Origin of the sequence: Ralstonia condita (genome assembly GCF_958405655.1) — a bacterium.
GTDB classification, from domain to species: domain Bacteria; phylum Pseudomonadota; class Gammaproteobacteria; order Burkholderiales; family Burkholderiaceae; genus Ralstonia; species Ralstonia condita.
The window spans coordinates 1-13,729 of the sequence record NZ_CATYWO010000008.1; the positions used below are offsets into that span (position 1 = coordinate 1).

12 protein-coding genes are annotated in these 13,729 nt (G+C 68.2%); 7 read left to right on the top strand and 5 right to left on the bottom strand.

Translation table 11 applies throughout. The annotated features are described in order from the left end of the window. Positions 1–213 (bottom strand): twin-arginine translocation signal domain-containing protein (locus R2N03_RS18855; protein ID WP_316659379.1); only part of this gene is annotated, 213 nt, incomplete at its 3' end. Between the two features lie 255 nt (positions 214–468). Here R2N03_RS18855 and R2N03_RS18860 point away from each other — a divergent pair. Genes R2N03_RS18860 through R2N03_RS18870 form a run of 3 tightly spaced genes read left to right on the top strand, consistent with a single transcriptional unit; the run spans position 469 to position 3,791 of the window. Then, a complete protein-coding gene (locus R2N03_RS18860) occupies positions 469–1,710 on the top strand; it encodes an AGE family epimerase/isomerase (RefSeq protein ID WP_316659380.1) in 1,242 nt (413 codons plus the stop codon). An 8-nt stretch (positions 1,711–1,718) separates the two neighbouring features. After that, positions 1,719–3,014: an MFS transporter gene (gene tcuC, locus R2N03_RS18865; protein WP_316659381.1), complete on the top strand. Its 1,296-nt coding sequence runs from the start codon at positions 1,719–1,721 to the stop codon at positions 3,012–3,014. A 6-nt stretch (positions 3,015–3,020) separates the two neighbouring features. Continuing rightward, positions 3,021–3,791, top strand: a complete 771-nt coding sequence (locus R2N03_RS18870) for a GNAT family N-acetyltransferase (RefSeq protein ID WP_316659382.1) — start codon at positions 3,021–3,023, stop codon at positions 3,789–3,791. Between the two features lie 57 nt (positions 3,792–3,848). Here the strand turns inward: R2N03_RS18870 and R2N03_RS18875 are convergent, their stop codons facing one another. After that, entirely contained in the window at positions 3,849–5,012 is a 1,164-nt protein-coding gene (locus R2N03_RS18875; RefSeq protein ID WP_316659383.1) for an ABC transporter substrate-binding protein, read from the bottom strand. Between the two features lie 190 nt (positions 5,013–5,202). On the opposite strand from R2N03_RS18875, the gene R2N03_RS18880 reads away from it, so the two are divergent. Continuing rightward, the gene (locus R2N03_RS18880) at positions 5,203–6,009 is read left to right on the top strand and encodes an AraC family transcriptional regulator (protein WP_316659384.1); all 807 of its coding nucleotides are present in this window, start codon (positions 5,203–5,205) and stop codon (positions 6,007–6,009) included. On the opposite strand, the gene R2N03_RS18885 is transcribed toward R2N03_RS18880, so the two are convergent. Then, positions 6,006–6,965, bottom strand: coding sequence for an alpha/beta hydrolase family protein (locus R2N03_RS18885; RefSeq protein WP_316659385.1), 960 nt, complete (start codon positions 6,963–6,965; stop codon positions 6,006–6,008). The genes R2N03_RS18880 and R2N03_RS18885 overlap by 4 nt on opposite strands. Before the next feature lie 150 nt (positions 6,966–7,115). Between R2N03_RS18885 and R2N03_RS18890 the strand changes: the two genes are divergently transcribed. Both R2N03_RS18890 and R2N03_RS18895 read left to right on the top strand, forming a co-directional pair. Next, positions 7,116–8,009, top strand: a complete 894-nt coding sequence (locus R2N03_RS18890; protein ID WP_428984430.1) for a helix-turn-helix domain-containing protein — start codon at positions 7,116–7,118, stop codon at positions 8,007–8,009. A gap of 89 nt (positions 8,010–8,098) precedes the next feature. Next, entirely contained in the window at positions 8,099–8,881 is a 783-nt protein-coding gene (locus R2N03_RS18895; protein WP_316659387.1) for a PepSY-associated TM helix domain-containing protein, read from the top strand. A gap of 55 nt (positions 8,882–8,936) precedes the next feature. Here the strand turns inward: R2N03_RS18895 and R2N03_RS18900 are convergent, their stop codons facing one another. Beyond that, on the bottom strand, positions 8,937–9,800 hold the full coding sequence (locus tag R2N03_RS18900; protein WP_316659388.1) for a MurR/RpiR family transcriptional regulator: 864 nt from the start codon (positions 9,798–9,800) through the stop codon (positions 8,937–8,939). Positions 9,801–10,087: 287 nt separating this feature from the next. Here R2N03_RS18900 and R2N03_RS18905 point away from each other — a divergent pair, with 287 nt between their 5' ends. After that, complete coding sequence (locus R2N03_RS18905) at positions 10,088–11,134, top strand: porin (RefSeq protein ID WP_316659389.1); 1,047 nt, start codon at positions 10,088–10,090, stop codon at positions 11,132–11,134. A 277-nt stretch (positions 11,135–11,411) separates the two neighbouring features. Here R2N03_RS18905 and R2N03_RS18910 read toward each other — a convergent pair whose 3' ends face one another. Beyond that, entirely contained in the window at positions 11,412–13,670 is a 2,259-nt protein-coding gene (locus R2N03_RS18910; protein WP_316659390.1) for a mechanosensitive ion channel family protein, read from the bottom strand. Positions 13,671–13,729 lie beyond the last annotated feature (59 nt).

Here is a 13,729-nt window from a genome sequence, read left to right on the forward strand (position 1 = left end):
CGAGTGGTGGGCCTCGCGTCGGGGGGTGGGGCGCCGCCCGGGCTGTGGGTGGGTGGGGGGCGTGAGGGGCCGCGCCGCCAGGGCACGCGCGCGCGCCAACAGGTAGGACTCGTCAAACGGTTCCGGCGCACCCGGCGTGGCGCTACGGGACAGACCGGGCGCCAGGGCGAGCAGCCCGGCCGCCAACTGCTTGAGCAGGTCGCGACGATGCATGGATCAGGGCGGAGCCAATGAACATCCATCTTCGCACAAACGCACGCCGCGGCAGTGTCCCGTCCGAACCTTTCATTGGACCCACAACCCTGTGCTCTAGCCAGGATTGTGCCTCGCGCGCGTGGCGTCGCACCGCCAGTTGGAGCACAATCCCGGGTCTGTTCACCGGTGGAGCGCATCCGCCTCGCCTGTGGTGAACGGAACCGAGCCCCATCGGCCGTTGGCCGGTGCCCCGCCACGATCATCACGGCGCACATGCTTCCCACGTCTTCCCCGTCTCCGCTTCCCGGCCATGCCGAACCGTCCGCCGCAGGCCTGGTGGCCACCGCACTGGACGCGTTCAGCCGCTACTACGACGATGTCCTGCTGCCCATGTGGCTTGGCCCGGGCTGGAATGCGCAGGCCGGCCTCTGCTATGAGGCGCTGATCGCCAAGGATGGCGCGATCGTGCCAGCGTCGACGGAGCGCTACCGGGCGATGGCCTGCGCGCGGCAGCTCTACACGTTTGCCCGGGCGACGCAGCTTTCTGCCCGTCACCGCAACCTGTGCGGCGAACGTGCCGCCGCCCTGTGCCATGCGCTCGACACACGCTTTCGCGACACGCTCCAGGGCGGCTGGCTGTTTTCGATCGACAGCGCCCTCGCTCCGCAAGACACCACCAAGGACCTGTACACGCACGCGTTCGTGCTGTTCGCGGCGGCGCACTGGCTGGCCGTCAGTGAAGACCCACGCGCCGCCGCCCTGATGCACGACGCGCACGACGTGATTGCCCACCGCTTCGCCCGGGCCGGTACCGTGTCGCTGCCGGTGGCGGCAATGGACGCCTCGTTCACCAACACCCTGGCCGGGGTGGCACAGAACCCGGTGATGCATCTGACCGAGGCCTACCTGGCGGCCGCCGCGCTCGATGAGCCGCCCGCCTGGGCCGAAGCCGGCGTGCACACGCTGGCCGAGGGCATCCTCGCGCGCTTCATCGATCCGCGCACCGGTAGCATTGCCGAACTGCCAGTCGATGAACCCAGCGCCGACAACCGCATCGAGCCAGGCCATCAGTTCGAATGGTTCTACCTGGTGCGCGCGCATGCCGATGTCTTCTCGCGGTCCCGCGCTGGGCAACAACTGGCCGACACGCTCGGCCGTGCCGTCGAGGCGGCGTGCGAGCGGGGCGTGGACGCCAACACGCAGGGCGTCTGCCTGTCACTGAACCTGGACAGCACCCTGCGCGACGCCAGCCAGCGCATCTGGGCCCAGACCGAATACGGCCGTGCGCTCGCCCTGTGCACCGAGACGCACGGCGCGATGCTCGCGCGCATGCTGCCGGCATGGTCCATGCGTTTCCTCCACGCACAGGGCTGGCACGAAGTGCTCGACCCGGCGGGCCAACGCCTGCGCGCCGACATGCCTTCCAGCACGCCGTACCACATCACCACGTTCTACGAGGCCGCCCGCGCCACCCAGCCGGACGCGCCCGCATGTTGTGCCCCCGCAGTCGAGTGAAGCACCCCATGCCTACCCACAACCCCAACGAATCCAAGGCCCGCGCGATCTTCCGCGTGGTCAGCGGCAACTTTCTGGAAATGTACGACTTCATGGTCTACGGCTATTACGCCAAGGCCATTGCGGACACGTTCTTCCCGGCCGGCAACGAATTCCTCTCGCTGATGCTGTCGCTGGTGACATTCGGCGCCGGCTTCCTGATGCGGCCCCTGGGGGCCATCTTCCTGGGCGCCTATATCGACCGCCACGGCCGCCGCGCAGGCCTGATCCTCACGCTGGCGCTGATGGCCTGCGGCACGCTGCTGATCGCGCTGGTGCCGGGCTACCGCACCATCGGGCTTGCCGCGCCGCTGCTGGTGCTGGCTGGCCGGCTGCTGCAGGGCTTCTCGGCCGGCGTCGAGCTGGGCGGGGTGTCGGTCTATCTGGCTGAAATCGCCACGCCGGGCCGCAAGGGCTTCTTCGTGAGCTGGCAGTCCGGCAGCCAGCAGGTGGCGGTGATGTTCGCCGCGCTGCTGGGCGTGCTGCTGTCCCTGGCATTGCCGCCCACAGAGGTGAGCGCGTGGGGCTGGCGCGTGCCGTTCGTGGTCGACTGCCTGATCGTGCCCTTCCTGTTCTTCATCCGACGCTCGCTGCAGGAGACCGAGGCGTTCCAGAAGCGCAAGCACCGCCCAGATCTGGGCGAGGTGTTCCGCTCGATGGTCGAGAACTGGCGCCTGGTGGGCGCAGGCACGCTGCTGGTGGTGATGACCACGGTGTCGTTCTACCTGATCACCGCCTACACGCCGACCTTCGGCAAGAGCGTGCTGCACCTGACCGACATGGACAGCCTGATCGTCACGCTGTGCGTGGGCGCCTCCAACCTGTTCTGGCTGCCCGTGATGGGCGCCGTGTCCGATCGCGTCGGCCGCCGCCCGCTGCTGATCCTCTTTACCGTGCTGATGCTGCTCACTGCGTATCCGGCCATGGTCTGGCTGGTCGGGGCGCCGTCCTTCGGCCGCCTGCTGGCCGTGGAGTTGTGGCTGTCATTCCTGTACGGCAGCTACAACGGCGCGATGGTCGTCACGCTCACCGAGATCATGCCGCCAGCGGTGCGCACCACCGGCTTCTCGCTGGCGTACAGCCTTGCCACGGCCATCTTCGGCGGCTTCACGCCGGCCATCGCCACGTGGCTCATCCACGCCACCGGCAACAAGGCAATGCCCGGCGTGTGGGTGTCATTTGCGGCGCTATGCGGGCTGGTTGCCACGCTGGCGGTGGTCAAGCCGGCCGGCAAGCACGAGCACGGCGCGGTGACGGCCGCCTGATCCGACATGCAGAACGACGGCGGGCAGATCGATATCACGACGATCGAGCACTGCGGCTTTGCCGCGCTGCCGCCCGAACACACCGTCGAAGACGGCCCCTGGGTACTGCGCATGGCGGGGGGCCTGGCCAAACGGGCCAACTCCGCCAATCCGCGCGCACCGGGCGCTGAACTGGACCCGGCCCGTCTTGAGCGCATCGAGACCTTCTACCGCCGCGCGGGTCTCGCGCCCATTGTGCGCATCACACCGTTGGCCGTTCCCGGCGCCGACGCCCTCCTCGCCGCCCGCGGCTACCGCATCGCCGACAGCAGCCTCGTCATGACCGCGCCGCTCGCGGCCGCGCCGACCGCCACGCGTCCTGACGACATCGGCATCAGCATCGACACGGCGATTCCCGACACGTGGCATGACGCCTTTGCGCAATTCGACGGCCTCGATGCGCACGGACGCACCACCCGCCGAGCCATGCTTGCCGCACTCGATCGCCCGCACGCGGCGATCACGTTGCGGGATGCGAGGGCAACCGTCGTCGGCATCGGTCTGGCGGTGCGCGACGGCATGCAGGTCGGTCTGTTCGATGTGCGCGTGGCCCGCGACGCGCGCGGCCGAGGCCTGGGACGCGCCGTCACGGCGGCAATGCTCGACTGGGCGCGCACGCATGGCAGCGCGCACGCCTATCTGCAAGTCAACGCAGACAACGCGCCGGCACGCCGGCTCTACCGTTCGCTCGGCTTTACGGAGGCCTACGCCTACCACTATCGCATCGGGGCAGCCTGACCAACTGATGCAAGGTGCCAAGCTTCAAGGCAGGCCTTCGGGGTGCCGTGCTCGGCCTCACTGGATCACGAGCCCGTTCGGCCCAACCACGCCGAGTTCCACGTAGTGGGAGCCGGGGCGCGAGCGGTCCGAGAAGTCGACCACAAAGCCGCCTCCGACATCGAAGTTGCGCAGGTTGGCGAGCTCACGCCGCACCTGGTCACGCGTGGGCTTGGGGCCGGCACGGCGGATGGCTTCAGATAGCACCTTGGCAGCGACGAAACCCTCTACGGCGCGGAACGACGGCTCGACATCCCTGGCACCCACGGCGGTACGCGCGCGGTTGAACTCGCGGATGACCGGGTTCACGCTCTTGCCCGGGTTGGGCATCACCAGCGCGAGCGAATAGCCGCGCACCGCATCGATGCCCGCCACCTTGAGCAGGTAGCCGGGGTCGATGGACGACAGTCCCAGGAGTTGCGCGCCGCCGCCCCGCGCCCGGTACTGCTTGATGAACTCTGCCGCGGGCCCGGCCGTGGCGCCCAGGAAAATCGCCTGCACATCCGCCGCCAGCAGTCGGTCGACGGCCGGCCCCACTGCTGTCGCGTTGCGCGGGTAAGAAGCGGTCGTGGCCATCGCCAGCTTGTGGGGCCTGAGCGTGCGCTCGGCACCCGCGAGCACTTCCCTGCCCAGCGCATCATCCTGATACAGCACGCCGATGCGCGTCACGCCGATGGTGACGAGCGCACCCACCATCTTGTCCATCTCCTGCTGGTAACTCGCCTTGATCGGAAATACAAGGGGATCGCCAGTCATGCTGGCGGCGCCCGTGGCCGGCCCGACCAGTGGCAGGTTGGCCTCGGCCAGCACGCCGCTGCGCATGAGCGCCTCAACGTTGGCGGTGCCGACCACGGTCAGCGCGGCCACCGGATTGTCGATCTTGGCCATGTCCCGCACGTTGCGCAGGGTCTGCTCGATCTTCTGCTCGTCGTCACGAGCAACCAGGCGGAGGGTCTCGCCGTTGATGCCGCCATCGAGGTTGAGCCAGTCAAAATACAGCCGTGCGCCGGCATGGAGCGCGCGCCCGGTGGCGGCCTGTGAGCCGGAGAGCGGCAACGACTGGATGATGCTGATGTCTGCGCGGGCAGCGGAGGCCGCCAGAAACGCGCAGAAACAGACGACGGCGGCCAGAGGCCGACGCAAGCGCGCACCCCGGCCGTGCGCGTGGTTTCCCGATTGCATTGCTAGCACCCTTCACCGCACACCCCGTGGGCCGCGGCGTTTTGTCGAGACCGCTTGCGCGATCCACTTTGTCGTTTTGGTTCGATCGGACCTGGCCGATGCGGTCGATAGCCTGCCATCGCGCAGGGGCTTCGACAAGTCCCGCAGACGGCGTTTTAGACTCACCCGATCGTTCTGTCGCAAACCCGCCATGCCGCAGCGCATCCTGCCCACCGATATCGAAGGCCGCATCCCGCCTTCACCGGCGCACCCTGTGCGTCTGTATACGCGGCACATGGATGCCAACACGCGCTTTCCGCGCCACACCCACCCGTGGGCGCAGGTCGCTTACAGCCACAACAGCGTGCTGCGCGTACAGGCCGGCGACACAGCCTGGGTGGTGCCGCCCTCGCGCGCCATCTGGATACCGCCCCGCGTCGAGCACGAGGTCTGGGTGGTGGAAGCCGCCTTCCTGCGCACGCTGTATGCCGACCCATCCGTGGTGACCGGTGCGCTGGCACAGTGCCGGGTCATGGAGGTCTCCCCCTTGCTGCGCGAGCTGATTGCCGCGATGGACGTGCGTCAACCGCTGCCGCCCGCACGCGAGCAGGCCCTGGCGGCGCTCATCCTCGATGAGCTGCGCCGCAGCGCACCGCTGCCGCTCGACTTGCCGATGCCCGCCGATAAACGGCTGCGCGCCCTGTGCGAACGCGTGATGGCCGACCCCGGCACGCCGCTCACATTCGACGCCCTGGCGCAGGGCGTGGGCGCCAGCACACGCACGCTGGCACGGCGCTTCAAGGAAGAGCTTGGCGTGAGCTTTTCGCAATGGCGCCAGCAGGCCGTGCTGGCCAGTGCCATCCCGCTGATGTCGCGCGGGATGCCGCTCGCGCAGGTGGCACAGACCCTCGGATACAGCAGCCAAAGCGCGTTCTCGGCGATGTTCCGCCGCGCGTTCGGCCAGAGCCCCAGCGCGTTTCTGCATCGACCGGGGAGCGACGCCGAGGCGGCGTCTTAGGCGGACGGCTCCGGCATCGCCCGCCGGTTCTCGGGGCGATCAAGCGCATCGAGCCAGGCCACCGTCTCGCGCCAGCACGGCGCACCGGACGACGCCCGGAAGAAGCCCATGTGTCCGACGCCCCCGGCGCCCAGTCCGGCACCGCCCACCTGACGGCGCGTGACGCGCGCGGCGGAATAACGATCGACCAGTGCATCGATGGCGCGCGCCGGGGCGAAGGCATCGTCGTCGAATCCCCAGGCGAGCAGCGGCACGGCGAGCCGCGCATAGCGCGCGGTATCGAGTCCGGCACGCGGGGCGAACAGATAGCCGCGTTGCCGCGCAAAGCGCGCCCAGTCTTCGAGAATGGCGGCGGGAATCGCCATCGGTCCCATGCCGATCCTGGACAGCGGCAGACACGCGCCACGCGCCGCGCGCACGGCCAGCGGAATCCGCACGCGCAGCAGCCACGCAAACTGCAGGCGCGCGAGCACGCCACGCCACGGCCACAACCGCGCGTCTGCGAGGGACGACGCCACCTGGACCAGCGCATCGGCATGTACGATATGCGGCGCCAACCCGGCCAATTGCCCGCCAGCACTGTGGCCCAGCACCACCAGGCAGCGGCCGCTACAGCCTTCCGGCACCATCGTGTCGTGCACCCACTTGAGCACGGCGTCGATATCCAGCCGGCCCCAGTCGGCAAAGCGCGGCATGCCCGGGCCGCTGGCGAGCGCCTCGCCAATGCCGCGATAGTCGAACATGACCACGCGCCAGCCCGCCAAACATAGCGCCCGCGCAAACGCCGCATAGAACTGGCGCGGCACGCCGAGCGCAGAGCAGATCACCACCGTGCCGCGCGCGCCCAGGCCGGGACCGGTGACCGTCACGGGCAGGGTCCAGCCGTCCGCCGTGCGGACGTGGTCTTCGCGGGTGAGGAGGGCGTCGGCGGGGTAGTCGATCGGCTCGCGGTGCATGGTCGCTCCGTTCGGGTTGTGGGCTGCCTGGAGTATTGGCAGCGGAGCGGGGGGCCACAATTACGCGACAGGTAATCGCCGCACCTACCCGACTCTGCTTCAATAGGTGACATGAACCCTGCCCCAAGCCTGCCCACGGACAACCTCGCCATGCTGGATGATGCCGATGCCGCCCAGGTGGCCGCCGAGCCCCCCGAAGCCGCCCGCACACGCTTTCCGCAATTGCTGCGCTTCTGGCGCATCCGCCGTGGTTACAGCCAGTTGGCGCTCGCGCTGGCCGCCGGGGTATCGCAGCGGCATGTGAGCTTTCTGGAATCGGCCCGCGCAACGCCCAGCCGCAACATGATCCTGCAGCTCGCCAAGGCGTTGAACGTGCCGCTGCGCCATCGCAACCAGATGCTGCTGGCCGCCGGTTTCGCCCCCGCGTATGCCGAGCAGGGCCTGTGCGCTCCGGCAGATGAGACCTCGCCGATGATGCAGGCGGTACGCCAGGCAGTGAAGCTGATACTCGACAAGCAGGCGCCGTATCCGGCCCTCGTGCTCGACCGCTTCTGGCATGTGCTCGACGCGAATGCCGCGCACCGGCGCCTGATGCGCTGGGCCATCGGCGACGACCGGGCAGAAGGCGCGCCGGGCGCGGTCAACATGATGAAGCTCGTGTTCGATCCGAGCGCGCTGTGGCCGGCCATCGCCAACCGCGATGCCGTCGGCCGGTATCTCGCTCGCCGTGTGCGGCAGGAACTGGGCCTGCACGCCATCGACCCCGCCAGCCAGCGCCTGCTGACGGACATCCGCGCGCTGCAGCCCACAGTATTCGACGCGGCCGACGCACCGGCCACCCCTTCCGCCCCCGCGCACGATGCCGGCGACCCGCCGCCGTTCCTGCCCGTGACGCTGCAGCGCGACGGCGTGACGATCTCGCTGTTCTCCACGCTCACCACGCTCGGCACCCCGCGCGATGCGGGGCTGCAGGAGATGCGGATCGAGTGTTTTTATCCGGCGGATGAGGCGTCGCGGCGGGCGTTGGAGCGCATCACGCTGTAAGATTTCCGCGTTGCAACGAGAATCATTCTCATTTATATTGGCGGGTCGATTTCTCTCCCTCCGGCAGCTACCGTGCCGCGATGTGTCTCATGACCGACCTGACCCATCCTTCGCTTTCGGCCAAACCGGCAGCCAAGCCCAGCGCTGATGCCCGCCGGGCGACCCCCAAGGCGGAGCACCCGGCCAACCGCCGCGCCACGCTGGTACGCTGGCTGCGCAAGACGCACGGCTGGTTCGGGCTATGGGGCGCAGTGATCGGGCTGATCTTCGGTGTTTCGGGCATCTGGCTGAACCACCGCGCGGTGCTGAAACTGCCGGTCGCGCAGCAGCGCACCAACACGCAGATCGCCTTGCCTGACCCGGCACCTGCCACGCCCGAGGCCATGGACGCTTGGCTGCAGCAGGCGCTTGGTGTGCCTGAACCGGCCAGCCGCATCCGCGTGGAGAAGGCCAAGCCGGTGGCTTGGGCGGAGCGGCCGGCCAAGGGCGGCGGGCATGCAGGCGGCAAAGGCGAGCGTGGCGGCGCGGCAGTCGAGCCCGCCACCACGCCGCTCATGCAGCCCGAAGAGTGGACCTTCAACTTTGGCGGGGCCGCCACGCAGATCCAGGCCGAATACTGGGCCGGCAACCGGTCGATCACGATCCGCCAGACCGACAACGGCTTCCTCGGTACGCTGATGAGCTTCCATCTGGGCCGCGGCATGACCGTGCCGTGGATCCTGCTGGTCGACACGCTGGCCGGGTGCATCATCTTTCTGTCGATCTCCGGCCTGTGGCTGTGGGTGCTGACCACCAAGCGCCGCACCGTCGGCTGGACCATCTTCGGCGTGGGCTCGCTGCTCACGATCGGCTTGGCCGTGTCGCGACTCTGACGCCGCCGGCGCCGCACCGCAGCCAAGGGCGCCCGCGTGGCGCCCTTTTGCTGGGCTACGGCCGATCGACGCTGCGCTCGGTCAGCAGCCGCTGGATGGCCCGCATGCGCGAGCGCACCATTTCATCGCGGCGCTGCGCCACGCAGGTCATCAGGATTTCGATGACGGTGAGGTGCACGAGGTACGCCTCGGTGCCGACCCGCATCACCGCATCTTCCGGCACGTCCACCGTGAGCGCGATCTGCGCGCGCTCGGCCAGCGGCGTGCCCGCCTGGGTGATGGCGATCACGCACGCGCCCTGCTCGGCCGCATAGGCAATCGACTCAAGCAGATACGGCATGCGCCCCACGTGCGAGAACGCCACCACAACGTCGGACGCGCCCAGCATGGCCGCCGACACGAGCTGCAAATGCGCATCGAAGTAAGCGTTGGACGCCAGCCCCAGCCGCATCAGCCGTGCCTGCATGTCGTTCGCCATGAACGATGAGGCCGCACCGGCCGCATAGCAATCGACGCGGCGCGCGCGTGCGATGCGCTCGGCGGCGGCGTCGACCTGCGTGCTGGACAGCGATTCGCGCAGCTTGGCCAGCGCCCGCGTGGCGCCATCGATGACCTTGCTCGCGACCAGCGCGGGAGGATCTGCCCGGCCGACATGGCCCGGCAGCGTCGGCTGCGCGTGCGCGAGTTCAGCGGCCAGCGTGGCCTTGAACTCGCGCAAGCCTTCAAAGCCGAGCGCTTGGCACATCCGCACGATGGTCGGCATCGACACGCCTGCGCGCACGGCCAGCGTCTCGACGGATTGCTCGAGCGACAGCTCCGGCGCTTCCAGGATCAACCGCGCCACGCCCCGCTGCGCCGGCGAGAGCGCGGGCAACTGGTCGCGCAGGGCGTTGAGCAGGGGAACGGAGAACGAAGGCATGGCGGGACGTGGGCGGCGAACGGAAATCAGCGTCGCCAGTGTAGCGGCAGCCCCGCGCCACGCCGCCTGCCCGAGGGAAAACCCCCAAGAATCTGTAAGCCCGCGGTTTACGCGCGATGCCTCTTCAGCGGGCAACGCTCCACCCTGCGCGACGTGTGCGGCGCTTTGCCGGTGCCTGCGTAACTTCAACCCTTACAGCGCAGACTTGCCTGAGAGTCGGCCCCCGAGCCAGGCCGGAAAACCCGTTCCGGCCGACACAACAGTCGTTACGACAACAAGGGAGCCACATGACCACTTCGATCCGTTCCATTCCGTTATCGGCCGTTGCACTGTCGGCGCTGCTGGCCTGCGGGGCCGCGCACGCGCAATCCAGCGTCACGCTGTACGGCGTGATGGAAACCGGCCTGCGCTACAGCACCAACAACGACGCCGACGGCCACGGCAAGGCCGAGATGGCGGGCGGCTACTACAGCGGCAGCCGCTTCGGCATTCGGGGCTCGGAAGACCTGGGCAACGGGCTGAAGGCCGTGTTCCACCTGGTCAGCGGTTTCGCGCCGGACACCGGCGTGGGCTCCACCAACGACATGGGACTGGGCGGCTACAAGCCCACCACGCCCGCAACGTCGCGGCTGTTCGGGCGCCAGGCGTATGTCGGATTGGAAGGCGGGTTCGGGGCGCTCACGTTCGGACGGCAGGAGAACCTCGTCTTCAACACGGCCGGCCAGTACGACGCGCTCTCCATCGGTAACCTCGGCGCAACGGCGTGGCACGTCACCGCCACCGGCGTGCGCATCGACAACGCGGTCAAGTACGTGGGCGATTTCAACGGCTGGCGCCCGGGCGTGATGGTCGGCATGGGCGAGCAGGCGGGCGCGTTCTCTGCAGGCAACTACAGCGCGCTGTCGCTCAACTACGCCAGCGGCCCGTTCGCGTTCGGCGGCGCGTGGGAGCAGCAGAAAGACCTGCAATCGGTCGGCACCCGCACCTGGACCACCGGCGGCAGCGTACAGGTCGGCCCCGCCAAACTGATGCTCGGCTACATCAACTACCGCGACGGCACCCCCACCAAGAACGACCTCATCCTCGGCGGCGTGAAATACGACTTCAGCGGCCAGTACAACCTCGTGGTCGGCGGCATGGCCACGCGCCAGCGCAACCCCGACGGCCTGCGCTACACCGCCTACGCGATCCTGAATTACGTGGTCAGCAAGCGCACGTGGCTGTACGTCGGCATGGACTACACCCACCAGAAAGACGCCGGCACCGTCCTGGCAGCCGCACTGCCGAAAGCCTCGCAGACCGGCGTCATGGTCGGCATGCGCCACGGGTTCTAAAACAAAGACACGGCCCGGGCGCCAAGACGTGCGCCCAGACGGTTTGGCCTTTGACTTTCCCTGCCCTAGATGGCGCCTTGAATTTCTGTTGCAGAGAGGAAAAAGGAAGGGAAACTGTCTGAGCGCAGCGAGTTTTTCCCTTCCCCTCTCTGCGACATAAATTCAAGGAGTCTTTCGCCATCTCGGGCGCGCCTTTCTTTGCTTACTTTCTTTGGCAAGACAAAGAAAGTGAGTCGGCCCCGGCAGGGGACGAAACCCCAGCAAACCACCAACGCCCTTACGCCGGCGCAGCAGCAGGTGGCTCATTGGAAGAAGCCGAAGCCTCTTTCTCCGGCGCCACCCGCGCCATCCACTCCTCCAACGCCGCAGAAGTCCGCAACACCGTCCCCGGCGCCGCCAGCGGCACGCCCGCCTTGTCGAACGCATCCTTGAGCACAACGTTGAACGCCCGCAACACATCCGCCTGCTTCTGCGGACGCGTCTTGAACCGCCCCTTGACGATCATCGCGCCACCTTCAAAGCGGTCCAGCCCAAAGATTTCCGCACCGCCGAGCAACGTGTAGCCAAAGCGCGGCTCACCTGCAATCTGGTCAGCCGCAGCGCGCACGAGATCGATCGCCTGCTGCGGTTCGGCCTCCATCGCCACCCGCACTTCAAAGTCGGCAAACGAGTAATCGCGCGAGAGATTGCGCACCGTCTTGATCTGGCTGAACGGAATCGACAGCACCGCGCCGGTGCCATCGCGCAGCCGCACCGTGCGGATGGTCAGGTTGATGACGGAGCCCGTGGCGACCCCCACGTCCACCGTATCGCCCACGCTGATGGTGTCTTCCATCAGGATGAAGATGCCAGTAATCAAGTCCTGTGCGAGCGACTGCGCGCCAAAACCCACCGCCAGGCCCACCACGCCGGCGCCGGCCACGAGCGGGGTCACATTCACGCCCAGGTTGGCCAGCACGCCAATACTGGCCGTCACCACCAGCGTCACCTTCAGGCCATTGCGCAGCAGCGGCAGGATCGTCAGCGCGCGAGTACTGGGCTGGGTGCGCGAGTTGGCGGGTGTGAGGGCCTGCAGGATCGCCGTATCGAGCAGGATCCACACGAGCCAGGTCGTGAAGACGGTGCTGATCAGGCCCGCCATCGCATCGGCAATGCGCCGCCCGTTGACCGAGCTGTGCGCCACGTCGATCAGCGTGTGCCCCCACACGCGCAGCACCAGCTCGACGAACACGATCCAGATGCCGAGCTGCACGAGCGCGGTGAAGAATTGCTTGAGCCGCTCCACGTAGGGCGAACTGCGCGTGAGCCGCAGGCGCATCCGCCAGCTTGCGCGCGGCCGCACGACCGTGGTCAGGAAGAACGCCGCCACCAGCAATAGCGACGTCATCACGGCGCGGCGCGAGACCACGTCTACGTTGTCGGGCATGGTGGCGGTGGCCAACATCGTCACGCCTGCCAGCACGACCACCGGCACCGGCCACAGCGCGGCGATCAGGCGGCGGATCTGGTTGCCGGCGTGCTCGCCCCGGCGCAGCTCGAGCGGCCGATTGGCGATAAGCTGACCAACTGGCCGGCGTGCCCAGAGCGCCCCCACCGCCAGCATCAACGACGACACCGCGTTGCACACCGTGGCGAGCAACAGGCTGAGCGGCCCGCCCAGCACCAGCGCGACGCGCGGGTCTACCAGCGCATCGCCGCAGGCCCCCAGGCTGGCAGCCAGGAAGATGGGCCACATGCCGCGCCTGAGCAGGTACTCCACCGCGACGCGCCGATGCGCGCTGCCGGCAAACAATGAGAAGAGCATCGCCACGCCCGCAGTGATGATCGCGCCCCACACGATGGCATAGGCCAGCACCACGGCCAGCACGAAGCCCGGCGTGGCCGTGTGCCCGAGCCGGATCAACACGGCAAACGACACAGCCCACGGACCGATCTTGCGCAACGCATCGACAAACAGCATGCGCGTGGTCGGATGCGGCCCAAGGCTCGCACTGAGCCCGAACAGGCGGCGCATCAGCGCACCCAGGCCAAGCAGGCCGGCGGCAATCATGGCCCAGATGCCAACCGTACGCGCGAAATCTGCGACAAGGCGCTGCCCCGCCCCGGCGGCAAGCAACAGACCGGCGTTACCGCTGGCGGCCTCGAGGCGTCGCAGCCAGTACCGCGGCGCGCCCGCCTCGACATCCGCCTGGACCGAACCGCTCTCGATGAGGGACGCCACGGCCCCCAGCAAGCCGGGTGCCTGTGCTGACTGCACGGTCTGCTGCGCAGCCACCCCATCGCGCAGCTGTTTCAGTTCGCTGACAAGCGCGCCGCGCTCCTGATCGTTGTCGAGCAGCGTGATGACCGCGTCGAGGGATTGGCGCGTCTGCGCCGGCGTTGCCGCAGGCGCAGACGCGCCCGAGGTGGACGGCGACATCCCCGCCAGCTTGGCGAACGACACGGGCGCGGCATCGGCAACATGACCCGCACCTGCCAGCAGCAGGAACAGCGCGATCGGCCACAGCCGCATCCGGAAAAAGGAATGAGTACGCATGACGGGAAAGGCGATCCGTGCAGAGAACGACCACGGCACGATACGCGAATTCCCGGCGC